The organism is Burkholderia vietnamiensis LMG 10929 (assembly GCF_000959445.1).
GTDB classification, from domain to species: domain Bacteria; phylum Pseudomonadota; class Gammaproteobacteria; order Burkholderiales; family Burkholderiaceae; genus Burkholderia; species Burkholderia vietnamiensis.
Window position 1 is genome coordinate 525,802 of record NZ_CP009630.1, and the last position, 22,763, is coordinate 548,564.

Genomic DNA, 22,763 nt, shown 5'->3' on the forward strand with positions numbered 1-22,763 from the left:
TGTAATTCTCTCGACATCGGCAGGAGTTTCTTGGTGTGCGTACAGACGCGATTCGATGGCGGGGATTACTGCCGGTGTCGATAACGCCGGTTGCATCGCATGTCGGTTGCGAAGTGTGCGAGCCTGAGGCGCCGCAAAGTGGTGCATCCACGGCGGCATCATCGGGCGAACTTTCGCGCCGTGCGCGCAAGAGTGGGTGGACTTTAATTGCAGCCAGCGAACGCGGCGTGCCGCGTTGTGCTGATTAAATCAGACGCGCTCCAGTCGAGGCGGTGGTTGCGCGCTGGGAAGCCCTCGCGACGGGCGTTCGGATGTATATCACGGGTCGCCTGGTGCGCACCGCGCGCTGCCAGCCGAATGTCCCTCAATGTTGCCGAATGTCCGATTCGGCCACCAGAGCCCTAAATCGGCGACATTTGGTTCGTCGGACGGTACACGGACCGACTTACCTCCCCACGCTCGCCCCCTTGCCCGCATGAAATCGGCGTGCTAATTTTTCATGAAATTCACCTGCAAAAATTTCACGAAAACCCGCATGTTCGTGCAATCCGACCGTCACGTCGCCAGCTACTACGCCGCTGCCCACCCGGCACCGATCCCGCAGCGTCCTGAACTGGACGAGCGTATCGACGCCGACGTGCTGGTCGTCGGCGCCGGCTTCAGCGGCCTGCATACGGCATTGCGCCTCGCGCTCGCCGGCAGGCGCGTCGTCGTGCTCGAAGCGAGCCGGGTCGGATGGGCCGCGTCGGGGCGCAACGGCGGGCAGGCGCTGCTCGGCTGGTCGTGCGACATGCAGCCACTCGAGGATGCGCTCGGCCGCGATGGTGCGCGCCTGCTCTGGGACAGCATGCGCTGGGCCGCCGCCGAAGTGCGCGAACTGCCGGTGCGGCACGGTTTCGACATCGATTACCGGCCCGGCAGCCTGTGGGCCGCGGTGCGGCCGCGGCGCGTCGCGCTGCTCGCGCAGGCGCGCGACGAGGCCGCCGAGCGCTGGGGCTACGACCGCTTGCGCGTGATCGGCAAGGACGAGATGCCCGCATGGATCGGCAGCGCACGCTATCTCGCGGCGCTGCACGATCCGGAAGCAGGCCATCTGAATCCGCTCAAGCTCGCGCTCGGCCTCGCGCAGACGATCGAACGCGCAGGCGCGCGCATCTACGAGCAGAGCCGCGTGCTCGACTGTCGCGAGACGCCCGATGGCCATATCGCCCGCACCGCGCGCGGCGAAGTGCGCGCCGACGTGCTGGTCCTCGCGTGCAATGCCTATGTCGACCGGCTCGATCCGGCGCTGTCGCGTCGGCTGTTGCCGGTCGGCACGTATCAGGTGGCGACCGCGCCGCTCGCGCCGGCGCTCGCACGCGCGCTGCTGCCGCACGACAGCTGCGTGATCGACAACCAGTTCGTGCCCGACTACTTCCGCCTGAGCCCGGATAACCGTCTGCTGTTCGGCGGCGGCTGCACCTATCTCGGCGGCATTCCCGCGGACATCGCGGCCGCCACGCGCCCGCGTCTCGAGCGCGTGTTCCCGCAGTTGGCGGGCGTGCGGCTCGACTACGCGTGGGGCGGCCATATCGACATCAGCATGCGGCGCACGCCCGACATCGGCCGCCACGGTCAGCGTTTCTGGCTGCAGGGCTTCTCCGGGCACGGCGTGCTGCCGACGCTCGCGGGCGCCCGCGCGGTCGCGGACGCCGTGCTCGGCGACGATCGCCTGCTCGCGCAGTATCAGCGCATCCGCAACCCGCGCTTCCCCGGCGGCGATCGCTTCGCCGCGCCGCTCGAAGCGCTCGGCAAGGCCTGGTACCGTTTGCGCGATACCGTCTGACGCACCGGAACTCACGATGAACGAACAGGAAGAAATAGAAAGTCTGGCGATCCTGATCCGCGACCTGCGCAAGCATCGCAAGGTCACGCTCAACGATCTCGCGGAGCGGATCGGCCGCTCGGTCGGTTTTCTGTCGCAGGTCGAACGTGGGCTGTCGCGTCCGACCGTCGCCGATCTCACCGCGATCGGCGAGGCGCTCGGCGTGCCGACCACGTACTTCTACAGCCTCAGCAAGCCGCGCAGCGTGCCGTGGGTCACGCGGCCCGACGAACGCCGCACCGTGTATTACGCGGCCGGCATCACCGACATCCTCGTCTCGCCGAACATGCGTTCGCGCTTCTCGATTCTCGAAAGCCATCTGGCGCCCGGCGCGAACAGCGGCGAGCGCCCGGTGGACGACAGCGACGAGCAGGGCGGCTTCGTGCTCGAGGGCGAGCTGACGATCTGGCTGGACGGCGACGACACGCCCGTCACGCTCGGCCCGAACGACGCGTTCCAGCTGCCCGCGCACAAGCGGTTCCGCTACGCGAACCTGGGCGACGTGCCGGCGCGCGTGATCTGGGTGTTCACCTGAGCGATTGCATGCGGCCGGCAGGTCCTGCCGCATGGCGGTTGCCCGTTACGCAGTACCGATTGACGGCTGCATGCGACGTGCCGCATGCCGATGAAGCGGTTCGCCGCGCCGCGGCGCCGCATACATGGAAAGGATTGAGACATGGCTGACGTCGTTCCCGCGCTGGTCGATGAAGTCCGCGCATTTCGGCACGCGTATCCCGAGATCCGTTATGTCGACCTGATCTGCCTCGACCTGCCGGGCCATTTCTACGGCAAGCGCTATCCGATCGATGCGCTCGAGAAGGTCGCGACCGGCTCGCTGCTGAAGCTGCCGCAGAACTGCGTGCTGCTCGGCACGCAGGGCGGCCTCTACAAGATCGGCGACTACTGCTTCAACGACGGCGACCCGGACGCGCCGCGCCGGCTGATTCCCGGCACGCTGAAGCCGGTGCGCTGGGAGCGGCAGCCGCTCGCGCAGATGCTGATCAGCTCGGACGGCACCGATGCGCCGATCGAATTCGAGCCGCGCGAGGTGCTCGCGCGCGTGCTGCGACGGTTCGCGGCGCGCGGCATCCGGCCGGTCGTCGCGTTCGAGCTGGAGTTCTATCTGTTCGCGGCGCAGCTCGCCGACGGCATGCCGCAGTATCCGCGCGACCGCCTGAGCGACGACGCCGACGATCAGCCGAACATGCACATCGAGCGTCTGTCGCGTTTCTCCGACGTGCTGCACGAGATGGTGGAAGCGGCGCGCGAGCAGGGCGTCGACGCGACCGTGATCACCGCGGAGCTCGGGCCCGGCCAGTTCGAGATCAATTTCGGCCACAGCGACGACGCGCTGCGTGCGGCCGACTGGTCGGCGCTGTTCTGTCGCAGCACGCGCGGCGTCGCGTTGCGGCACGGCTATCGCGCGAGCTTCATGGGCAAGCCGTACCTGCATGCGCCCGGCAGCGGGATGCACGTGCACGTGAGCCTCTACGACGAAGCTGGCCGCAACGTGCTCGCGGCCGACGATCAGCGGCCGCTGCGGCACGCGGTGGCCGGCTGTCTCGCGCTGCTGCCGCATTGCATGCCGGTGTTCGCACCGAATCACAACGCGTTTCGCCGCTACGGGTCGATGGTGAACGCGGCGAGCCGCGCGAGCTGGGGCTTCGAGGATCGCGACGCGTGCCTGCGGATTCCGGAGTCCGATGCGCGCAATCTGCGCATCGAGCATCGGCTCGCGAGTGCCGACGCGAATCCGTATCTGGTGCTCGCGGCGATTCTCACCGGCATCGAGCACGGGCTCGACGCGCGGCTCGAACCGATCGCGCCGCTCAACGACGATCGCGGCAGCGGCATCGACTTCCCGAAGGAGATGCTGTCGGCGGTCGCCGCGATGCAGGATCATGCGGCCGTGCGCGATGGGCTCGGCAGCGAATTCGTGATGGTGTACTGCGAGAACAAGCGGCAGGAAGAGCTGGATTTTCGCAACGAGATCGGCGCGCGCGAGTATCGCTGGTTTCTGTGAGCGCGGCGCGATGACGGTCCCGCGCCGCGACCGAGGCGTGGCACGGCGCGGAACCGGGGCAACGCTCAGTCGCCGAGCTTGGCCGTGACGCAGCCGGTGCTCGTGCACTCGCGTTCACGTTCGCGCAGGAACGTCAGCCGCGATTGCGTCGCGTCGATCGCGCATTGCAGGTTCACGAGGTAGCCGTCGTCGCGCGTTTCGCTGCAGCGGTCGTCGCGCTGCTTCATCCACGCGAGCTGGCCGGACTTCAGCTTCGCCTGCTGGTCGCCGCTCAACTGCTTGCGCAGGCGGCCGTATTGGTCGTTGAGTTCGCGATCGAGCTGCGAAAACTCGTTGCTGCTGCAATACACCTGGTCGAACGCGCTGCGCGGTTTCCCGCAACCGGCCGCGTGCGCCGCGAACGGCACGGCGAGCGCGAACAGCGCGCAGGATGCGAGCAGATTCTTCTTCTTCATCGTAGTGCTCCTCACTGGGTAAAACCGTTGAAAGCGGGCGGCCGCGTCTTCAGCGGGCCGCCGTACATGCGTCGATGCCGCCGGCGATCGCGGCGCCCAAGCGCTGGATCGTGTCGCGCTGCGCGAGGCGCTTTTCCTCGTCGGGATTGACGATCACGCCGGCTTCGACGAGCACGGCCGGAATCGGCGCGGTGCGCAGCACGACCAGATCGTCGAAGCGGTGGATGCCGAGCTGCGGGTCGATCAGCGGCCGGTTCTCGCCCTTGATCGGCTGCGCGTGATATAGCGATGGCCGTTCGCCGGCGGCGAGCAAGTGCTCGGCGATCGACTTCGCGCAGCGCAGGCTTTCCGCGTAGTGCGGATTGCGCTCGGACACGAACACCGCGAACCCGTGGAATTCGCGCTGCCGCCCCGCGTCGATGAACTGCTGCTGCATCGAATCGTGATGGATCGACACGAACAGGTTCGCATCGGGCGCCTGCGTCGAGCGCTGGTCGAGCGCGATCTCGCGGCCGTCGGCCGACGTGCGCAGCACGCGGTCGCCGTGGGCGATGAGCGTGTCGGCGACGGCGGTGGACAGATCGAGGTTGTAGCGGTATTCGACGCGGCCGCTCGCGCCGGTCGCGCCCGGATGGGCCGGCGTATGGCCGGTGTCGACGACGATGTAGCGGGCGGACGGCGCCGGCGCGTCGGGGCCGGCGGCGCGGGCCGCGCCAGGCACGAGCGGCGCAGCCAGCAGCGGCATGCACGCGAGCAGGCGCGCAACGGCGCGCGTGGACGAACGAAGGCGTCGAACGGTTCGGTTTGTCATTGTTGTCGTCGAGATGGGCATCCGGCGCGTCGCATCCCCGTCGCGCCGACGGCCTGCTCAAGCAGTCGGAATGTGGCGCGATTATAGCGGCTGCGCGCGGCGAGGCAATGACCGAATGCGCGGCGGCGTACGCGTGCTCGGCGCGCCAACGTGGGCGCGGCCGCGGGCCGCGTCAACGGCAAGCGGTGCGGATCGGACGAAGCCTCCCGGCGCGCCGCATCGCGCTCGAGTCGAGCGCGCGCTCGATTGATTTTCGCGGCGAATTCTCCTACGATTGCGTCTATGCCTTGGGGACAGACCCGAAGCGTTTCAATCTCTTGAGGGAGCCTCATGAGTACGCAACAGAACCGGCGCTTCGACGCGCTCGTTTTCATTGGTCGTTTCCAGCCTCCGCATCGTGGTCACCTGAACTTGCTGAAGTCGGCATTGAGCCGCGCCGAGCGCGTATGCGTGCTGATCGGTTCGACCGACAAGCCCCGCACCGTCAAGGATCCGTTCTCGTTCGACGAGCGTCGCCAGATGCTCGCGTCGTTGCTCGACGCGTCCGAACGCGAGCGCGTGACGATCGCTGCCGTGCAGGATTCGACGTACAACGACGGCGACTGGGTGCGCTGGGTGCAGGACGCCGTGGCAAGCGCGCTCGGCGACGTCGCGCAGCGCAAGGTGGGCATCATCGGCCACGAGAAGGACCCGACGTCGTATTACCTGCGGATGTTCCCGCAATGGGAGTTCGTCGACGCCGATGCGTCCGAAGACATTTCCGCGACCGACATCCGCGACCACTATTTCGCGGAACGCACCAACAGCTTCGTGCAATGGGCGGTGCCGGAGCCCGTGTTCGGCTGGCTCGAGCGCTTCCGCACGCAGCCTGAATTCGCGCAGCTGAAGGCCGAGGCCGAATTCATCGCCGCGTATCGCAAGGCGTGGTCGGCCGCACCGTATCCGGTCACGTTCGTGACGGTCGACGCGGTGGTCGTGCACTCGGGCCATATCCTGCTGGTGCGCCGGCGCAGCGAGCCGGGCCGCGGGCTGTGGGCGCTGCCGGGCGGCTTCGTGAACCAGGACGAGCGACTCGACGCGGCGTGCATCCGCGAGCTGCGCGAGGAGACCGGCCTGAAGCTGCCGGAGCCCGTGCTGCGCGGCTCGATCAAGGATCGTCAGGTCTTCGATCATCCGACGCGCTCGCTGCGCGGCCGCACGATCACGCACGCGTGCCTGTTCAATTTTCCGACCGGCGAGCTGCCGCGCGTGAAGGGCAGCGACGACGCCGACAAGGCGCGCTGGGTGCCGCTCAACGAATTCGCGCAGATGCGCAACGTGATGTTCGAGGATCACTTCGACATCGCGTATCACTTCCTGGGGAAGCTGTGATCCGCTGATTCCCCGGATACCGGTCCGCCGCGACAGACGCGGCGGCACTTCAACGGCCTAGAGGAGCTCTAGCCATGCAAGATCGTTCCGGCGGCTTTGCCGCAGTTCTCGCCAATCCGATCCTCAACACGGATTCGTACAAGGCTTCCCACTTCCTGCAATATCCGCCCGACGCGCAGGCGATGTTCTCCTACGTCGAATCGCGCGGCGGCCGCTACGACCGCACGTTGTTCTTCGGCCTGCAGATGCTGCTGAAGGAGTATCTGTGCCGGCCCGTCACGCACGCGATGATCGACGAGGCGCGCGATTTCTTCGCGGTGCACGGGCTGCCGTTCAACGAGGACGGCTGGCGCCATATCGTCGAGCGCTACGACGGCTTCCTGCCGGTGAAGATCCGCGCGGTGCCCGAAGGCTCGATCGTGCCCGTGCACAACGTGCTGATGACCGTCGAATGCGACGATCCGAAGGTGTTCTGGCTCGCGTCGTATCTGGAGACGATGCTGCTGCGCATCTGGTATCCGGTGACGGTCGCGACGCGCAGCTGGCATCTGCGGCAGACGATCCGCCGCTTCCTCGAGAAAACCGACGACGATCTCGCGCAGTTGCCGTTCAAGCTGCACGACTTCGGCGCGCGCGGCGTGTCGAGCGCCGAGTCGGCCGCGCTCGGCGGCGCCGCGCACCTGGTGAGCTTCATGGGCTCGGATACCGTGCTCGGCGTGCTCGCCGCGAACCGCTTCTATCGCGAGCCGATGGCCGCGTACTCGGTGCCGGCGGCCGAGCACAGCACGATCACGTCGTGGGGCCGCGAGCACGAGGCCGATGCGTACCGGAACATGATCGAGCGCTTCGGCCTGCCTGGTGCGATCGTGTCGGTCGTGTCGGATTCCTACGATCTGTTCGCCGCGCTCGACATGTGGGGCGGCCCGCTGCGTCAGGCGGTGCTCGATTCGGGCGCGACGCTCGTCGTGCGGCCCGACTCCGGCGACCCGGTGACGATCGTGCTGCAGACGGTGCGCGCGCTCGACGCGTCGTTCGGCTCGAGCGTGAACGGCAAGGGGCGGCGCGTGCTCGACCACGTGCGCGTGATCCAGGGCGACGGCGTCGACGAGCAGTCGATCGAGGCGATCCTCGCCGCACTCGACGACGCCGGCTACGCGGCCGGCAACGTCGTGTTCGGAATGGGCGGCGCGCTGCTGCAGCGGGTCGATCGCGACACGCAACGCTTCGCGATGAAATGCTCGGCGATCCGGCGCGGCGACGTTTGGCACGACGTCAGCAAGGATCCCGTCACCGATTCGGGCAAGCGCTCGAAGCAGGGGCGGCTCACGTTGCTGCGCAATCGGCACACGGGCGAATACCGGACGGTGGCGCTGCCGGTCGCATGGGACGATCGCGCGCTCGAAGGCGAGTGGGACGATGCGCTCGAGACGGTGTTCGACACCGGGCGGATGCTCGTCGATGCGACGTTCGCCGAGGTGCGGGCGAGGGCGCACGCGGCCGAAGTGTGAAGGTCGGCGTCGGGGCGCTGGTTCGCCCCGACATGCGCCGCGACGCCGGCGAGCGTCATCGTTCGCCGGCCAGCGTGGACCCGCCGTGTTCCGCGCGCCGTGCCGCGTCCATGGCGCGCGCGAGCGCATCGAATACCGCCGGCCCCTTGCAGCGCGACACGTTGAAGCGCATGAACGACGTCGCGCTGCGCGACGCGCTGAACACGTCGCCGGGCGCGAGCACCACGTCATGGTCGAGCGCATGGCGCGCGACGCGCGCCGCATCGAGCCCGTCCGGCAGCGCCGCCCATATGAACAGACCGCCGCGCGGCTCCGTCCAGATCCGGAGCCCCGCGCGTGCGAGCCGCCGGATCGTTTCGCCCATCGCATCGGCCAGCTGCGCGCGCAGGCCGTCGAGATGCCGCCGGTACGTGCCGTCCACCAGCAGCCGATGCACGACGTTCGCGCCGATCTGCGCGTTGCCGAACGACGTCGCGAGCCTCAGGTCGACCAGCGCGTCGATCCATTCGGGGCGCGCGGCGACATAGCCGCAGCGGATCGCGGCCGACAGCGTCTTCGAGAAGCTGCCGATCGACACCACGCGCGACAATCCGTCGAACGCCGCCAATCGCGGTGCGGGCGTGCTCTCGAAGTCCGCGAAGATATCGTCCTCGACGATCAGCAGCCCGTGCTCCGCCGCCAGCGTAAGCAGCCGATGCGCAACGGGCGGCGCGAGCGTTGCGCCAGTCGGGTTGTGCAGCGCGGCGTTGGTGATGTACAGGCGCGGCCGGTGTTCGACGAGCGCCTGTTCGAAGCGCGCGAGATCGGGGCCGTTCGGCGTGTACGGCACGCTGACGATGCGCGCACGATGCGCGCGCAGCAGCGCCTGGAAGTTGAAGTAGCACGGATCGTCGAGCACGACCGTGTCGCCCGGCTCGAGCAGCAGCCGGCACACCAGATCGAGTGCGTGCGTGCCGCCGTCGGTCAGCATGATCTGCGCGGGCTCCGCGTGGATGCCGTGCTGGGCGAGGCGCCACGCAAGCTGCTGACGCAGCGCGGGCAGCCCGAGCGGCGTCGCATAGTCGGTCAGCGCATCGGGTTCGTCGCGCGACACCGCGCGCAGTGCGCGGCGCAGACTCTCGTCCGGCAGCCACGACGACGGCAGCCAGCCGCAGCCGGGCTTCACCGAGCCCGGCGCCGCCTCGAGCGCCTGGCGCGACAACCACAGCGGATCGAGCTCGCGATCGAGCCGCGGGCCGAGCTCCGCGAGCGCGAGCGGCGGCGCATGGCCCGCCACGTAGAAGCCCGAGCCGCGCCGCGCGACGAGCACGCCCTCGCTCGCGAGCCGCTCGTACGCATCGACGACGGTCGATTTCGACACGCCCAGCGCGTCGGCCATCATCCGGATCGACGGCACGCGCGCACCGGGCATCAGCGCGCGGCTCGCGATCCGCGCGCGCAAGGTGTCCATCACGGTTTCCACGCGGGTGCGCGATGGTGCGGGCGCAGTGGGCAACACGGGAATCGGCACGGCACGGCTCATGGCTGAAAAGAACTGTACGGACGGTTGTTCAGTACAGTTTGGCGGAATTGTATTGGGCTGTAGCTTACGCGCTTTTCGCGCGCGGCGGATCATCGGTGATCTCCATTCGACGATCAGGATTTCCCGTGCAAAAGACCACCGACGGATGGCTCAGCGGCCTGCTGGGCGTGATCATCTTCAGCGGCTCGCTGCCCGCGACGCGCGTCGCGGTGCAGGGGCTGGATCCGCTGTTCCTCACGTTCGCGCGCGCGACGATCGCCGGCGTGCTCGGGCTGATCCTGCTCGTCGCGTCGAAGCAGAAGCGGCCGACGCGCGCCGAGACCGCCTCGCTCGCCGTGGTCGCGCTCGGCGTCGTGGTCGGCTTTCCGCTGCTGACGGCGCTGGCGCTCAAGCACGTGACGTCCGCGCACGCGATCGTGTTCGTCGGGCTGCTGCCGCTCGCGACCGCGCTGTTCGGCGTGTGGCGCGGCGGCGAGCGGCCGCGGCTGCCGTTCTGGATCTTCTCGCTGGTCGGCAGCGGCGCGGTGGCCGCGTTCGCGCTGCGCAACGGCGGCAGCGCGTCGGTGGTCGGCGATGCGCTGATGCTCGCGGCGATCGTCGCGTGCGGGCTCGGCTATGCGGAAGGCGCACGCCTGTCGCGTCAGCTCGGCGGCTGGCAGGTGATCTCGTGGGCGCTCGTGTTGTCGCTGCCGGTGATGCTGCCGCTCGCCGCGTTCACGTGGCCCGCGACGTTCGACGGCGTCGACGCCGCCGCGCTGTGGGGGCTCGCGTACGTGTCGCTGTTCAGCATGCTGATCGGCTTCGTGTTCTGGTATCGCGGCCTCGCGCTCGGCGGGATCGCGGGCGTCGGCCAGCTGCAATTGCTGCAGCCGTTCTTCGGCTTCCTGCTCGCCGCCGGGCTGCTGCACGAGACGGTGCCGCCGTCGATGCTCGTCGTGACGGCGGTCGTGGTCGGCTGCGTGGCCGGCGCGAAGTACTTCTCGAAGATGGCGCCGGTGCAGCGCGCGGGCTGACGCGTGACTGCGCGGCGGCGGGTCAGACGACGACGTTCAACGATCGCCGCGAGCGCAATCGCCTGACAACGATACGGCCGCGCATGCCGGTAACGGCATTGCGCGGCCGTTGGCGTTCGGCTCGCCGAACGCGGCGCGGATGCGGGTGCGAGTGGCGCGCGTTACTCGAAGGTCTCGAGCGCGAGCAGTTCGCCGATCGTCTGCCGGCGGCGGATCAGCCGTGGCGTGCCGCGATCGACGAGCACTTCCGGTGCGAGCGGCCGGCTGTTGTAGTTCGACGACATCGACGCGCCGTATGCGCCCGCATCGTGCAGGAACAGCAGATCGCCGATCTGCGGCTGCGGGAGCTTGCGGTGCGTGACCACGCCGCCCGCGTCCTGCGTGAACACGTCGCCGGACTCGCACAACGGGCCGGCGATCGCGATGTCGACGAGCGGGCGGCCGGCCGGCAGCGTGCCGTCCGGCGCGTGCACCGACACCGCGTGGTAGCTGCCGTACATCGACGGACGCATCAGGTCGTTGAAACCCGCGTCGATCAGCACGAAGTCGTGCTGCGGCCGGCGGTTCACGGCCTGCACTTCGGTGACGAGCGTGCCGGCCTCGGCGACGAGGAAGCGGCCCGGTTCGATCTCGATGCGCACCGCGTGGCCGAGATGCCGTTCGATCCGCTTGCGCGCGGCATCCCACTGGTTGAAGTAGTGACCGACGTCGACGCGCGGCTCGCCGCCGCGATACGGAATCGACAACCCGCCGCCCGCCGAAATGGCGTCGATATCGTGGCCGAGCGACGTGACGAGATCGACCATCGCGTCGCACACCTGCGACAGGTGGCCGTAGTCGACGCCCGAACCGATATGCATGTGGATGCCGACCAGTTTCAGCCCGTAGCGGCGCACGATCTCGATCGCGCGCGGCACGTCGTCGATCCAGATGCCGTGCTTGCTCTGCGGGCCGCCGGTGTTGGTCTTGTTGCTGTGGCCGTGGCCGAAGCCCGGGTTCACGCGCAGCCACACGCGATGGCCGGGCGCATGCTCGCCGACGCGCGCGAGCATGTCGAGCGACCCGGCGTTCACCGTCACACCGTGCTTCAGCACGGCCGCGAGCGTCGGACGATCGATCAGGTCGGCGGTGAACACGACGCCTTCCGGCTCGCCGGCCGGGCTGAAGCCGGCCGCGAGGCTGCGCTCGATTTCGCCGAGCGACACGGCGTCGACGCACGCGCCTTCTTCGCGCATCAGCTTCAGGATATGCAGGTTCGAGTTCGCCTTCTGCGCATAGCGGATCACGTCGAACTGGCGCAGTTGAGCGATGCGTTCGCGAATGACGTCGGCGTCGTACACCCACAGCGGGGTGCCGTATTGCTGCGCGAGCGTCGCGAGCTGGCGGGAATCGAGGGACATGGCGGTGGATCGGTCGAATGAACGGATAGCCGCCATGATGCGCCGGATCGTCTATACAGTAAAATGCCTGTTTATCGGTATTCGATTCATTCATGATATAGATGGGTGGCCATGCTGACACACCGGCACATCGAGGTCTTCCGCGCGCTGATGGTCACCGGCAGCACCACGCGCGCGGCCGAAATGCTTTATACGTCGCAGCCGACGATCAGCCGCGAGCTCGCGCGGATGGAGCAGGCGGTCGGCTTCGCGCTGTTCGAGCGCTCGCACGGCCGGCTGCGGCCGACGATGGCCGCGCTCACGCTGTTCGACGACGTGCGGCTCGCGTATGTGGGGCTCGAGCGCGTCGCGGCGACGGCCGCGCGGTTGCGCGAGTTTCGCGACGGCCAGCTGTCGGTGATCGCGCTGCCGGCGTTCGCGCATGCGATTCTGCCGGGCGCGTGCCGGCGTTTTCACGACGCGCATGCGGGCGTCAGCGTGTCGGTCGCGACGCAGGAGTCGCCGGTGCTCGAGGAGTGGCTGACCGCGCAGCGCTACGACCTCGGCTTGACCGAGCACGACGTCGCGCCGGCCGGCACCGTGCTCACGCCGCTGCTCGAGGTCGACGAGGTCTGCGTGCTGCCCGACGGCCATCCGCTGCTCGACAAGCAGGCGATCGATCTCGCGGATCTCGCCGATCGCCCGTTCGTGAGCCTGTCGCTGAACGACCCATACCGGATCCTGATCGACGAGGCATTCGCGCAGCTCGGCGTCGCGCCGCGTTCGGTGGTCGAGACGCCGTCGGCCGTGTCGGTGTGCGCGTTCGTGCGGCAGGGGCTCGGTGCCGCGATCGTCAATCCGCTGACCGCGCTCGATTTCGTCGGGCGCGACCTGCATGTGCGGCCGCTCACGCGTTCGTTTGCGTATCGCGTCAGCGTGATCGTGCCCGAGCATCGGCCGAAGAACCTGCTGGTCGATGCGTTCACCGACGCATTGCGCGACGAAGCGACGGCGATCCGCAGCCGGCTCGCGGCCTTGCCGGGTTAGTGCGCGGGTAGCGCCGGCCGTATGATGGACGTTTCGCTGCATGCAGCCTCGCTTCGACGGAACCCGCGATGACCGACACTTCTTCGTTGCCCGCACAACCGACGCTCACCGGCGAGCACATCGTGCTGCGGCCGCTCGCGGCATCCGACCGGCAGGCGCTGCTCGACGCGGCGGCGGACGGCGAATTGTGGAACTTGAAGGTCACGGTCGTGCCGGACGAACGCACGGTCGACGCGTATCTCGACACCGCGCTGCAAGGCCGCGCGGCCGGCACGGTGATGCCGTTCGCGATCGTCGAGCGGGCATCGGGCCGCGTGATCGGCAGCACGCGCTTCTGGAAGATCGACCGCAACAATCGCAAGCTCGAAATCGGTCATACGTGGCTGAGCGCATCGGCGCAGCGCACGCGCGCGAATACCGAAGCGAAATGGCTGCTGCTCGCCTACGCATTCGACACGCTGCAGTTCACGACCGACGAATTGAACGAGAAGTCACGCGCCGCGATACTGCGGCTCGGCGCGAAGCAGGAAGGGATCGTGCGTCACGAGCGGATCATGCCCGACGGGCGCAAGCGCAACTCGGTGCGCTTCAGCATCATCGACGGCGAGTGGCCGGCCATCCGCGATCGGTTGAAAGCGAAGCTCGCGACCTGACGCTTGCCGTGTAGCGTCCGGTGATGCGCGTCGCGTCGCGTTGCCCGAGGGGAACGGCGGCGCGACGCGCGGGGATTCGGCATGCCGCCGCGCACGGCGCGCGGCGGTGCGTCGCGTTACTGCGCCGACGCGAGGTGATGACGCTGCGCGAGCTTCTGCGCGTCCGCGTAGTGCGCCTGCAGGATCGGCAGCGCCTGACGTGCGACTTCCTTCAGCTTCGCATCGCGGCCCGACGCGATTTCGGCCTGGAATGCCGAGATCGTCTTCTGCTGGCCGGCGAGCGCGACCTGCTCGATGTACGCCTTGTCAAACTCGGCGCCGCGCAGATTCTTGATGCCGTCGAGCACGGCGCGGTCGGGATCGTTGGCCGGCACGTCGACGCCGCGCGGGCTCGCGGCGCGCATCGCCTGGATGATCTTTTCATCGTCGGTCGACACGCGTTGCGCGAACGCCTTCACCTGGCTGTCCGACGTGCGCGAATCGGCGATGCGCGCGGCGTCGTGCTGGGTCGACACGGTCTTCGTGCCGTCGGTGATGAAGGTCTGGTCGGCTTCGTGGATGCGCGCTTGCGTCGTCGCGGCCGGCGCGGACGCCGACGGCTGCGCCGTTTGCGCGGTCGCCGTCACGGCGACGAGAAGCAGGCCAGCGGCAGACAGTGCAACGCGCGTGACTTTGGGAAAGCGGTTCATGGGACCTCCTTTCTATCGGGGCTCTGTTCAATGGACGGATCGCGTGATCCGCTGCTGTTGCGAGAGGCCGGGGCGCGGCCCGGTCCGGGCTCGATCGCCGCTCTGCCGAGGCGGCTGTCGAAGTGTTTCCCGGCCCGACCGATTCTAGGAGAGCGTCTGCGTCGCAGGTGCAACCGCGCTGTGGTTTGTGTAACGGATGGTAAGACGAATGGAAGGGCTCGCGAGCGTGCAGGTAGCGGCTACCTGCGGCGCGCTTTCATGGCGGCAAAATTTGCGTGCCTGACGTGCATCGGCCCGGCCGCGCTCGGCGCGCGTGTCATCGGCGTGTCATCGTCGAATCTGCAACGCGGCGCGTGAACACGCGCCGCGCCGCTATACGCGATCGAGCAATGCGTCGAGGCTCGGCAGCAACGGTGTGTCGCAATGCGGCTGCAATGCGTGCGGCGTCGTATAGCCCCACGCGACGCCTTGAAACGCGATGCGCGCGCGGCGCGCGGCCTCGGCGTCGCGGATCTCGTCGCCGACGTACAGCACGTCGGCCGGTTGCACGCCGGCTTCACGCACCAGCGCACGCAGCCTGCGCGCCTTGCCGAACAGCGGAATGCCGCACGCAAACGTATCGACGCGGCCGCTCGCATGCGGGCCGAGCCGGTCGCGCACGACGTCCTCGCTGTTCGACGTCGCGATCGCGATGCGGATGCCGCGCGCGGCGAGCGCGTCGAACGTGGCGGCGACGCCGGGGAACAGCTCCACCTGCGCGAGGCGCGGGCGCATCAGCCGGCGCACGTCGAGCGTCACGCGCGGCACCTTCCAGACGGGCACCTCGAGGGCGCGGATGATCTCGCGCGCGGACATCCCGCGCAGCGCCGGCCGCAGCTCGGGCGTCGCGTCGCGAAAGCCGTGCAGGCGCGAGGCGTCGGTCAGCGCCGACAGGAAACAGTCGAGGGAATCGGCGAGCGTGCCGTCGAAGTCGAATGCGATGAGTCGATAGGGCATGAAACGGTGCGGGATATTCATCGAGCGGCCGACGATAGCACCGAATCGGAAGCGCTGCTGGGCGGTTTGGCCGTGATGCACGGGCGACGGCGCGCCTCGCGCCGCCGCCCTTCGCTGCGCGGCCGCGCTGCTTGCCGCTCGCGCGGGCGCGCGCTATCGTGGCTGCTCCGCCCGCGATTCCCGGAGACCGACGTGCCCGACACCCCGCCCGCCACGCTGAGAATTTCCACCGACAAGCGCGAACTCGACGTCGACGCGATCTTCGATTTCCTGCATCGCGACGCGTACTGGTCGCAGGGCATTCCGCGCGACGTCGTCGAGCGTGCGATCGAAGCTTCGCTGTGCTTCGGCGCCTACGTCGACGGCCGGCAGGTCGGCTTCGCGCGGCTCGTGACCGATCACGCGACGTTCGCCTACCTGTGCGACGTGTTCGTGCTGCCGCACGCTCGCGGCAACGGCTACGGCCGCGCGTTGATCGACTACGTGTTCGCGCAGCCGATGTTGCAGGGCCTGCGCCGCATCATGCTCGTGACGGCCGACGCGCACGCGCTGTACCGGCCGGTCGGCTTCGAGCCGCCCGCGCATCCCGAGCGCATCATGGAGATCCGCCGCCCGGACGTGTACGCGAAGCGCTGACGCGCGGGGCGAAGCGCATGCGGCCCGAGCGGCGCATACAATACGCGCTTTCGTCTTGCAGAAGGAACGCCCATCATGACCGAACAGGAAGCCGAACAGCTCGCCACCCATCGCCACTACAAGGGCGGCCTCTATCGCTATATCGGCGTCGCGCGCCATTCGGAAACGGAGGAAGCGGTGGTCGTGTACGAGCACCTGTGGCCGCATGCGCGCGGCCTGTGGGTGCGCCCGGAAGCGATGTTCAACGAGAACCTGCCCGACGGTACGCCGCGCTTTCGCAAGCTGCGCGACTGATCGCCCACCGATAAGCCCGGCCGAGCCGCGCGTCAGCCGCGGCGGCGGGCGCCGTGCGATGCGTGGTCGCGCATCGCCATCGCGAAGAACCGCCGGATCTCGTCCATCAGCTCCGCGCGTGCCGACGCGAAGTCGAATGCGCGCCGGTTTTCCTGCGCGTGCACGCGCCGCCACTCGTCGGCCGCGTGGCGCGCTTCGCGCGCGCGCAGCGCATCGAGCTCGGGCGTGCGCAGCGCATGATCGGCGATCAGCGTGACGCCTTCGCGGCTCACTTCGAGCACGCCGCCGGCCACCAGAATGCGGCGCCGCTCGCCGCTCGGCGCATCGACGAGCGTGACGACGCCGGGCCGGATGCGCGTGAGCAGCGGCGCGTGGCGCGGATAGATCCCGAGCTCGCCACTTTCGCCGGGGACGACGACGAAATGCGCGTCGCCCGAATACAGCACGTTCTCGACGCTCAGGATGTCGAGCTTCATCGACGTGTCCATCGTCGCCTCCTTCACTCGTTCAAACGGCCGCCGCGCCCGCGACGATCTCGCACAGCTCGGTGGTGATCTGCGCCTGCCGCGTCTTCTGGTAGAGCCGCCGCAGGTCGCGCAGCACGCGGTCCGCGTTGTCGGTCGCGGTCTGCATCGCGAACATGCGCGCGCATTGCTCGCACGCGTCGTTCTCGACGACGGCCTGGTACAGCATCGATTCGACGTAGCGCAGCAGCAGCGTCTCGACCGCCGGCCGCGGCGCCGGTTCGTACAGATAGTCGGACGACACGCTCTCGCTTGCCGGCGCGGCGTCGTCGGGCGTGGCGAGCGGCAGCAGCATGTCGATGCGCGGCTCGTACGCGAGCGGGCTCGTCAGACGGTTGTAAGCGATGTACACCGCGTCGAGTTCGCCGTCGACGAACGCGGTCAGCGGCACGAGCAGCGCGCCGAGCACGGTGTCGAAATGCGGTTGCGCGGCGAGGCCGCCCGAGCGCGCGACGATGGTCGCGCCGTGACGCATCAGCGGCTGCAGCCCGCGCGCGCCGATCACGCTCAACTCGCACGCGATGCCGTCGTGCTCCCATCGTTCCAGCGCATCCAGGCATTGCACCAGCAGCCGCGCGTTCAGCGGCCCGCACAGCCCGCGGTCGGTGCTGACGACGATCAGCCCGACGCGCCGCACCGTTGCGCGTGGCGTCATCAGCGTCGAGCCGTAATCGGGCCGGTCGCGCAGCACGCGTTCGGCGATCGCGCGCACGCGCTCGGCATACGGCCGGAAGTCGCGGGCGCGCCGCTGCGCGCTCGCCATTTTGGTCCGTGCCATCATCTCCATCGCCTTGGTGATCTGGCGCGTGGACGAGGTGCTGGCGATTTTCGAGCGAATTTCGCGGATGTGCATGGTCGGCAAGGAAGGGGATGCGAGGCAGGACGCGCCGCGTATGCAGGCGGGCTGCCATCGGTGCGTCATGGTGCGATTTCATGCTATCGGGACTTCACCTGAAACGATTGATACGGGTCAAACAATCGTCTGCGGATTCGCACCAGAATCGGTTCACGCGTTCCTTCACGAACCTTCACGAGAGGCAGTCATGTCCGACTCCCGGCAGCATCAGAAATACGACGCGCTGATCGCGCGATGCCGTACGGTGCGGCCGGTGACGGTCGCGGTCGTCCATCCGTGCGACGAAGTGTCGTTGCGTGCGGCCGTCGATGCCGCGCAGGCCCGCATCATCACGCCGGTGCTGGTCGGCCCCGCCGCGCGCATCACGGCGCTGGCCGCGACGATCGGCGTCGACGTGTCGGGCTTTCGGCTCGTCGATGCGCCGCACAGTCACGCAGCGGCCGCGTTGGCCGTCGCGCTCGTGCGCGCGGGCGACGCGCAGGCGCTGATGAAGGGCAGCCTGCACACCGACGAGCTGCTCGAAGAAGTCGTGCGGCCCGATACCGGGCTGCGCACGCAGCGGCGGTTGAGCCACGTGTTCATCATGGACGTGCCGACCTACTACAAGCCGCTGTTCATCACCGATGCGGCCGTCAATATCCGGCCGACGCTCGAGCAGAAGGCCGACATCGCGCAGAACGCGATCGATCTCGCGCATGCGCTCGGCATCGCGCAGCCGAAGGTCGCGATCCTGTCGGCGGTCGAGACGGTCAGTTCGAAGCTGCCGTCGACGGTCGATGCGGCCGCGCTGTGCAAGATGGCCGAGCGCGGCCAGATCACCGGCGCGCTGCTCGACGGGCCGCTCGCGCTCGACAACGCGATCAGCCCGGAAGCCGCACGCCTCAAGCATCTGTCGTCGGCCGTCGCCGGCGACGCCGACATCCTGCTCGCGCCCGATCTCGAAGCCGGCAACATGCTCGCGAAAGAGCTGACGTTCCTCGCCAACGCCGATGCGGCCGGCATCGTGCTCGGCGCGCGCGTGCCGGTGATCCTGACGAGCCGTGCCGACAACGAGCGCACGCGGCTCGCGAGCTGCGCGATCGCGGCGCTCGTCGCGGATGCCGCGCGTGGCGCGGGCGTGCCCGCAGCCGTGGTGTCGCCGGCACCGGCCACGCCGGCCGAGGCGGCGGTGCTGGCGTCGTCGCAAGCCGTATCACGGTGAAGGAGGCGGCGATGCGGCATCCGGTGCTGGTTCTGAACGCAGGCTCGTCGAGCCTGAAATTTTCGGTGTACGACACGCGTGACGACCGGTCGCTCGACGCCGGCGTGCATGGGCAGATCGACAGCCTGCACGTCGCGCCGCGTCTCACCGTGGTCGATGCGCACGGAGTGCTGCTCGCCGATCGCGCGGTCGCACGCCCCGGCCATCATGCGGCGATCGAAGCGCTGCACGCGTGGTTCGCCGATCACGTCGGGCGCGAGGCGGCGTTCGACGGCGTCGGCCACCGCGTCGTGCACGGTGGCCCGTATTTCACCGCGCCGGTGCGGATCGATGCGCGCGTGCTGGAGACGATCGCATCGCTGGCGCCGCTGGCGCCGCTGCACCAGCCGCATCATGTCGATGCGATTCGCGCGGTCGCCGCGTTCGCGCCCGAGCTGCCGCAGGTCGCCTGTTTCGACACCGCGTTCCATGCGACGATGCCCGCGCTCGAGCGGGAATTTGCGCTGCCGCGCACGCTCACCGAACAGGGCATCGTGCGCTACGGCTTTCATGGGCTGTCGTACGAATATGTGTCGGGCGTGCTCGCGGAACTCGATCCCGCGTGGCGGCAGCGCCGCACCATCATCGCGCATCTCGGCAACGGCGCGAGCCTGTGCGCGCTCGAGCAGGGCCGCAGCGTCGCGACGACGATGGGCTTCACCGCCGTCGACGGGCTGCCGATGGGCACGCGCACGGGCAGCCTCGACCCCGGCGTGATCCTGTACTTGCTGCGACACGACGGGCGTTCCGTCGATGACGTCGAGCATCTGATCTATGCGGAATCCGGGCTGCTCGGCGTGTCGGGCGTGTCGAGCGACATGCGCACGCTGCTCGCGAGCGATGCGCCTTCGGCCGCGCATGCGGTCGAGCTGTTCGCGTATCGCGTCGCGCGCGAGATGGCCGCGCTGGCCGGCGTGCTCGGCGGCGTCGATACGCTGGTGTTCACCGCGGGCGTCGGCGAGCATGCGCCGCGCGTGCGCGAGCTGATCTGCGCGCGCGCCGCGTGGCTCGGCATCGCCGTCGACGCAAGCGCGAACGCGGCCGGCCGCGCGGTGATCTCGACCGACGCGTCGCGCGTGACGGTGCGCGTGATGCCGACCGACGAGAATTTGATGATCGCGCGTCACACGCGCCGCGTGCTGGACGGCGCGGTATCTTCTCCTTCGACCTCGAGCGCCTCACTATCCCGATGAAATCCACTCACCGACCCGCGACGGCGTCGCTGCCGATCTTCTGGCCGATGGCGGCCGCCGCCACGCTGTTCGAAGCCGGCTCCGAACTCACTGCCCGCAATCTGCGATTCGTCGCGGAGGAGGAGAAGCTGCACTTCGGCCAACGTCCGGCGCTCGCCACGGAGAACCGGCCGCTGCTCGAGCTGCGCACGATGATCTTTCGCGACTACTCGACGGCGCAGCCGCAAGGGCTGCCGACGATCGTCGATGCGCCGTATGCCGGCCACAGCGCGATGATCGCCGATTACCAGCCGGGGCAGAGCCTGATGCAGACGCTGCGCGAGCACGGCGTCACGCGGCTCTACCTGACCGACTGGCGTTCGGCGACCGAGGACATGAAGGATCTCGAGATCGACCAGTACCTTGCCGAACTGAACGTGTGTATCGACGAGCTGGGCGGGCGCGTGAACCTGGTCGGGCTGTGTCAGGGCGGCTGGATGTCTGCGATGTACGCGGCGCGCTTCCCGCACAAGGTCGCGAGCCTCGTGCTCGCGGGCTCGCCGATCGACACGGACGCGGGCGACGGCCCGATCAAACAGATGGCGCATACCTATCCGCTGTCGTTCTACGAGGAGCTCGTTGCGATGGGCGGCGGCCTGATGCGCGGACGTTTCATGCTGCGCGGCTGGAAGAACATGCATCCCGACCAGCATTATCTGGCCGACCACGTCGATCTCTACGAACATCTCGACGACCCGGATTACCTGCGCAAGCGCGAGATATTCGCGAGCTGGTACGAGAGCCCGATCGACCTGCCGGGCCGCTGGTATCTGCAGGCGATCCAGCAGATCTTCAAGGAAAACCGGCTCGCGCGCGGCACCTTCGTTGCGCTGGGCCGCACGCTCGACCTGAAGGACGTGCGCTGTCCCGCATTCCTGCTCGCCGGCGAAACCGACGACATCACGACGCGCGAGCAGGTGTTCGGCGCGCAGCAGTATCTCGGCACGCCGGCGGAGCAGGTGACGAGCCGGCTCGTGCCGGGCGGCCACATCGGGCTGTTCATGGGATCGCGCACGTTGAAGGACACGTGGCCGGGGATCGCTGCGTGGATCGCGCAGCAGCGTTGATGCAGGCGGTTGGCGCGGCGCGGCCGGCGCGCCCGCCCGCTCATGCGCCGGCCAGTGCCTTCGTCAATTCCGGCGGCGCGTGCGCGACCGTCACCTGCGGCGTGCCATGCCACGCCGCCAGCCGTTGCACGGCCTTCGCGACATCGGCCGCGAGCCCCGTGCCGAATCGCACGCCGGGCTCGACGTGCACGGCCTTCAGTTCGAACGTGCCGAGCGCGCGATGCGCTTTCGCGTCGACGCGTCCGATCAGCCGGCCGCGATGCAGCACCGGCAGGCAGAAGTAGCCGTAGCGCCGCTTGTGCGCAGGCGTATAGCACTCGATCGTGTAGTCGAATCCGAACAGCGTCGACGCACGCCGGCGGTCCCACACCACCGGATCGAACGGCGACAGCAGCGTCGTCACCGTCGAGCGCAGCGTGTCCGCCGCGGCGGCCGGCAGCAATGCGTCGAGCGAGCGATGCACGTAGGCCGGCTCCTTCCAGCTGGCCACTTCGACCGGAATCAGCTCGCCCGCGCCCGCGAGCGCGTCGAGTTCGGCACGATACGAGCGGCGCGGCAGCCGGTAGTAATCGGCGACCCAGTCCGCGCGCACGACGCCGAGCGCGCGGCAGGTGTAGTCGAGCAGCGCCGGCAGCACCGCCTCGCGCGGCGGCAGGTCGCACGCATCGTCCCAGTCGGGCAGCACGCGTTCGCGCACGTCATAGATCCGCTGGAAATTGCGGCGCTCCGATACCATCAGCTCGCCTAATGTGAACAGCACTTCCAGGTGCTTCTTCTCGGGTTTGCGGTCCCACCAGCCGTTGCCTGTTACGCCATCCTCACGGACGAAATCCGCCGATTTCACCGGGCCTTGCGCGCGGATCCGCGCCAGCAGCGAGTCGATCTCCGCGCGATTCTGCGCGTGCCAGTCGGCCGCGTATTTCCATCCCATTCCGCGCGGGTCGAGCATCTTGTAGCGCATCAGCCCGAACTGCTCGACGGGCAGGAAGCACGCTTCGTGCGACCAGTATTCGAACAGGCGCGCTTCGGCGAGATGCTCGTCGAGCCAACGCGGGTCGAAGTTGCCGACGCGGCTGAACAGCACCAGATACGGGCTGCGCGCGACGACGTGAATGGTGTCGATCTGCAATTGCGCCATGCGGCGGATCGCATCGAGGACGTCGGCCTTCGTGGCCTTGCGGCGCGGCGGGGTCAGCAGGCCCTGCGCGGCGAGATGCAATGCGCGGGCGGCGGCGGGCGAGAGCGTGAGCATCGGGACGGCGGCTGAGGTGGCGGTCGGGCATCACTGTAGCGCGAAAGCGGCGCGCGCGTGCACGCCGCGTGTCTGACAATGCTTGACAGATGCGCGGCCCGAGTTTCCTTATAGTGCTGCCATGACGCGATGAAACAGGCGCGCAACGATTCGGCTTCCGACGCACATATGTCAATGGCACGCAGGAAGCAGATCCGGGATTCTCAACCCCCACGAGGAACCCGGAGCCCTGAGCGGACATCCATGCGGCTGTGCACCGGCCCCGTGTGGATGTCCGCTGTTTTTTTCGTGGTCCGTCACGAGCCGAATCCTGTTCTTCAGCCCATCTGGC

The 22,763-nt window shown here is 68.5% G+C and carries 22 protein-coding genes; 13 read left to right on the top strand and 9 right to left on the bottom strand.

The window, feature by feature from the left end; genetic code table 11:
* Positions 1–535 precede the first annotated feature (535 nt).
* The 3 genes from AK36_RS02695 (at position 536) to AK36_RS02705 (ending at position 3,887) form a co-directional block, all read left to right on the top strand.
* The gene (locus AK36_RS02695) at positions 536–1,825 is read left to right on the top strand and encodes an NAD(P)/FAD-dependent oxidoreductase (RefSeq protein ID WP_045577798.1); all 1,290 of its coding nucleotides are present in this window, start codon (positions 536–538) and stop codon (positions 1,823–1,825) included.
* Between the two features lie 16 nt (positions 1,826–1,841).
* Positions 1,842–2,399: a helix-turn-helix domain-containing protein gene (locus AK36_RS02700; RefSeq protein WP_034194540.1), complete on the top strand. Its 558-nt coding sequence runs from the start codon at positions 1,842–1,844 to the stop codon at positions 2,397–2,399.
* 141 nt (positions 2,400–2,540) lie between these two features.
* Positions 2,541–3,887: a glutamine synthetase family protein gene (locus tag AK36_RS02705; protein ID WP_011882641.1), complete on the top strand. Its 1,347-nt coding sequence runs from the start codon at positions 2,541–2,543 to the stop codon at positions 3,885–3,887.
* A gap of 65 nt (positions 3,888–3,952) precedes the next feature.
* Here AK36_RS02705 and AK36_RS02710 read toward each other — a convergent pair whose 3' ends face one another.
* Entirely contained in the window at positions 3,953–4,342 is a 390-nt protein-coding gene (locus tag AK36_RS02710) for a lysozyme inhibitor LprI family protein (protein ID WP_014725429.1), read from the bottom strand.
* Between the two features lie 49 nt (positions 4,343–4,391).
* The gene (locus AK36_RS02715) at positions 4,392–5,153 is read right to left on the bottom strand and encodes an N-acetylmuramoyl-L-alanine amidase family protein (protein WP_043292301.1); all 762 of its coding nucleotides are present in this window, start codon (positions 5,151–5,153) and stop codon (positions 4,392–4,394) included.
* Positions 5,154–5,483: 330 nt separating this feature from the next.
* Between AK36_RS02715 and AK36_RS02720 the strand changes: the two genes are divergently transcribed.
* Entirely contained in the window at positions 5,484–6,524 is a 1,041-nt protein-coding gene (locus tag AK36_RS02720; RefSeq protein ID WP_011882638.1) for a bifunctional nicotinamide-nucleotide adenylyltransferase/Nudix hydroxylase, read from the top strand.
* 74 nt (positions 6,525–6,598) lie between these two features.
* On the top strand, positions 6,599–8,032 hold the full coding sequence (locus AK36_RS02725; RefSeq protein WP_045577799.1) for a nicotinate phosphoribosyltransferase: 1,434 nt from the start codon (positions 6,599–6,601) through the stop codon (positions 8,030–8,032).
* A 55-nt stretch (positions 8,033–8,087) separates the two neighbouring features.
* On the opposite strand, the gene AK36_RS02730 is transcribed toward AK36_RS02725, so the two are convergent.
* Positions 8,088–9,554: an aminotransferase-like domain-containing protein gene (locus AK36_RS02730; protein ID WP_045577800.1), complete on the bottom strand. Its 1,467-nt coding sequence runs from the start codon at positions 9,552–9,554 to the stop codon at positions 8,088–8,090.
* A gap of 125 nt (positions 9,555–9,679) precedes the next feature.
* Here AK36_RS02730 and AK36_RS02735 point away from each other — a divergent pair, with 125 nt between their 5' ends.
* The gene (locus AK36_RS02735; protein WP_034194546.1) at positions 9,680–10,567 is read left to right on the top strand and encodes a DMT family transporter; all 888 of its coding nucleotides are present in this window, start codon (positions 9,680–9,682) and stop codon (positions 10,565–10,567) included.
* A gap of 161 nt (positions 10,568–10,728) precedes the next feature.
* On the opposite strand, the gene lysA is transcribed toward AK36_RS02735, so the two are convergent.
* Positions 10,729–11,967: a diaminopimelate decarboxylase gene (gene lysA / locus AK36_RS02740; RefSeq protein WP_045577801.1), complete on the bottom strand. Its 1,239-nt coding sequence runs from the start codon at positions 11,965–11,967 to the stop codon at positions 10,729–10,731.
* Between the two features lie 111 nt (positions 11,968–12,078).
* Between lysA and AK36_RS02745 the strand changes: the two genes are divergently transcribed.
* Together AK36_RS02745 and AK36_RS02750 are read left to right on the top strand one after the other, a co-directional pair.
* A complete protein-coding gene (locus AK36_RS02745; protein ID WP_045577802.1) occupies positions 12,079–12,993 on the top strand; it encodes a LysR family transcriptional regulator in 915 nt (304 codons plus the stop codon).
* Between the two features lie 68 nt (positions 12,994–13,061).
* The gene (locus AK36_RS02750) at positions 13,062–13,646 is read left to right on the top strand and encodes a GNAT family N-acetyltransferase (RefSeq protein ID WP_045577803.1); all 585 of its coding nucleotides are present in this window, start codon (positions 13,062–13,064) and stop codon (positions 13,644–13,646) included.
* 116 nt (positions 13,647–13,762) lie between these two features.
* On the opposite strand, the gene AK36_RS02755 is transcribed toward AK36_RS02750, so the two are convergent.
* Positions 13,763–14,335 (bottom strand): DUF4142 domain-containing protein, encoded by a 573-nt coding sequence (locus tag AK36_RS02755; protein WP_045577804.1) that lies wholly within the window; start codon positions 14,333–14,335, stop codon positions 13,763–13,765.
* A 372-nt stretch (positions 14,336–14,707) separates the two neighbouring features.
* The gene (locus AK36_RS02760) at positions 14,708–15,331 is read right to left on the bottom strand and encodes an HAD hydrolase-like protein (protein ID WP_034194550.1); all 624 of its coding nucleotides are present in this window, start codon (positions 15,329–15,331) and stop codon (positions 14,708–14,710) included.
* 192 nt (positions 15,332–15,523) lie between these two features.
* Here AK36_RS02760 and AK36_RS02765 point away from each other — a divergent pair, with 192 nt between their 5' ends.
* Both AK36_RS02765 and AK36_RS02770 read left to right on the top strand, forming a co-directional pair.
* On the top strand, positions 15,524–15,967 hold the full coding sequence (locus AK36_RS02765) for a GNAT family N-acetyltransferase (protein WP_011882629.1): 444 nt from the start codon (positions 15,524–15,526) through the stop codon (positions 15,965–15,967).
* Positions 15,968–16,042: 75 nt separating this feature from the next.
* Entirely contained in the window at positions 16,043–16,261 is a 219-nt protein-coding gene (locus AK36_RS02770) for a DUF1653 domain-containing protein (RefSeq protein ID WP_009687837.1), read from the top strand.
* Positions 16,262–16,293: 32 nt separating this feature from the next.
* On the opposite strand, the gene atpC is transcribed toward AK36_RS02770, so the two are convergent.
* Positions 16,294–16,749 (bottom strand): ATP synthase F1 subunit epsilon, encoded by a 456-nt coding sequence (gene atpC / locus AK36_RS02775; protein ID WP_045577805.1) that lies wholly within the window; start codon positions 16,747–16,749, stop codon positions 16,294–16,296.
* Between the two features lie 19 nt (positions 16,750–16,768).
* The gene (gene atpG, locus AK36_RS02780; protein WP_034194551.1) at positions 16,769–17,638 is read right to left on the bottom strand and encodes an ATP synthase F1 subunit gamma; all 870 of its coding nucleotides are present in this window, start codon (positions 17,636–17,638) and stop codon (positions 16,769–16,771) included.
* Between the two features lie 67 nt (positions 17,639–17,705).
* On the opposite strand from atpG, the gene AK36_RS02785 reads away from it, so the two are divergent.
* From AK36_RS02785 to AK36_RS02795, 3 genes are read left to right on the top strand one after another with little or no spacing between them, the layout of a single operon-like run.
* The gene (locus AK36_RS02785) at positions 17,706–18,842 is read left to right on the top strand and encodes a phosphate acetyltransferase (protein ID WP_080938641.1); all 1,137 of its coding nucleotides are present in this window, start codon (positions 17,706–17,708) and stop codon (positions 18,840–18,842) included.
* A gap of 11 nt (positions 18,843–18,853) precedes the next feature.
* Complete coding sequence (locus AK36_RS02790) at positions 18,854–20,074, top strand: acetate/propionate family kinase (protein WP_045578396.1); 1,221 nt, start codon at positions 18,854–18,856, stop codon at positions 20,072–20,074.
* Positions 20,071–21,180, top strand: coding sequence for an alpha/beta fold hydrolase (locus AK36_RS02795; RefSeq protein ID WP_045577807.1), 1,110 nt, complete (start codon positions 20,071–20,073; stop codon positions 21,178–21,180). The genes AK36_RS02790 and AK36_RS02795 overlap by 4 nt, the downstream gene beginning before the upstream one ends.
* Positions 21,181–21,220: 40 nt before the next feature.
* Here AK36_RS02795 and AK36_RS02800 read toward each other — a convergent pair whose 3' ends face one another.
* Positions 21,221–22,432 (bottom strand): winged helix-turn-helix domain-containing protein, encoded by a 1,212-nt coding sequence (locus AK36_RS02800; RefSeq protein WP_011882623.1) that lies wholly within the window; start codon positions 22,430–22,432, stop codon positions 21,221–21,223.
* Between the last annotated feature and the right edge of the window lie 331 nt (positions 22,433–22,763).

Excerpts from the sequence above, each read along its gene's own strand:
- AK36_RS02720 (WP_011882638.1), top strand. The coding sequence starts at position 5,484 with ATGAGTACGCAACAGAACCGGCGCTTCGACGCGCTCGTTTTCATTGGT.
- AK36_RS02790 (WP_045578396.1), top strand. The coding sequence starts at position 18,854 with ATGCGGCATCCGGTGCTGGTTCTGAACGCAGGCTCGTCGAGCCTGAAA.
- AK36_RS02710 (WP_014725429.1), bottom strand. The coding sequence starts at position 4,342 with ATGAAGAAGAAGAATCTGCTCGCATCCTGCGCGCTGTTCGCGCTCGCC.
- AK36_RS02700 (WP_034194540.1), top strand. The coding sequence starts at position 1,842 with ATGAACGAACAGGAAGAAATAGAAAGTCTGGCGATCCTGATCCGCGAC.
- AK36_RS02785 (WP_080938641.1), top strand. The coding sequence starts at position 17,706 with ATGGTGCGATTTCATGCTATCGGGACTTCACCTGAAACGATTGATACG.
- atpC (WP_045577805.1), bottom strand. The coding sequence starts at position 16,749 with ATGGACACGTCGATGAAGCTCGACATCCTGAGCGTCGAGAACGTGCTG.
- AK36_RS02750 (WP_045577803.1), top strand. The coding sequence starts at position 13,062 with ATGACCGACACTTCTTCGTTGCCCGCACAACCGACGCTCACCGGCGAG.
- AK36_RS02755 (WP_045577804.1), bottom strand. The coding sequence starts at position 14,335 with ATGAACCGCTTTCCCAAAGTCACGCGCGTTGCACTGTCTGCCGCTGGC.
- AK36_RS02695 (WP_045577798.1), top strand. The coding sequence starts at position 536 with ATGTTCGTGCAATCCGACCGTCACGTCGCCAGCTACTACGCCGCTGCC.
- AK36_RS02715 (WP_043292301.1), bottom strand. The coding sequence starts at position 5,153 with ATGACAAACCGAACCGTTCGACGCCTTCGTTCGTCCACGCGCGCCGTT.
- atpG (WP_034194551.1), bottom strand. The coding sequence starts at position 17,638 with ATGCACATCCGCGAAATTCGCTCGAAAATCGCCAGCACCTCGTCCACG.
- AK36_RS02705 (WP_011882641.1), top strand. The coding sequence starts at position 2,541 with ATGGCTGACGTCGTTCCCGCGCTGGTCGATGAAGTCCGCGCATTTCGG.
- AK36_RS02760 (WP_034194550.1), bottom strand. The coding sequence starts at position 15,331 with ATGCCCTATCGACTCATCGCATTCGACTTCGACGGCACGCTCGCCGAT.
- lysA (WP_045577801.1), bottom strand. The coding sequence starts at position 11,967 with ATGTCCCTCGATTCCCGCCAGCTCGCGACGCTCGCGCAGCAATACGGC.
- AK36_RS02770 (WP_009687837.1), top strand. The coding sequence starts at position 16,043 with ATGACCGAACAGGAAGCCGAACAGCTCGCCACCCATCGCCACTACAAG.
- AK36_RS02800 (WP_011882623.1), bottom strand. The coding sequence starts at position 22,432 with ATGCTCACGCTCTCGCCCGCCGCCGCCCGCGCATTGCATCTCGCCGCG.
- AK36_RS02745 (WP_045577802.1), top strand. The coding sequence starts at position 12,079 with ATGCTGACACACCGGCACATCGAGGTCTTCCGCGCGCTGATGGTCACC.
- AK36_RS02730 (WP_045577800.1), bottom strand. The coding sequence starts at position 9,554 with ATGAGCCGTGCCGTGCCGATTCCCGTGTTGCCCACTGCGCCCGCACCA.
- AK36_RS02795 (WP_045577807.1), top strand. The coding sequence starts at position 20,071 with ATGAAATCCACTCACCGACCCGCGACGGCGTCGCTGCCGATCTTCTGG.
- AK36_RS02725 (WP_045577799.1), top strand. The coding sequence starts at position 6,599 with ATGCAAGATCGTTCCGGCGGCTTTGCCGCAGTTCTCGCCAATCCGATC.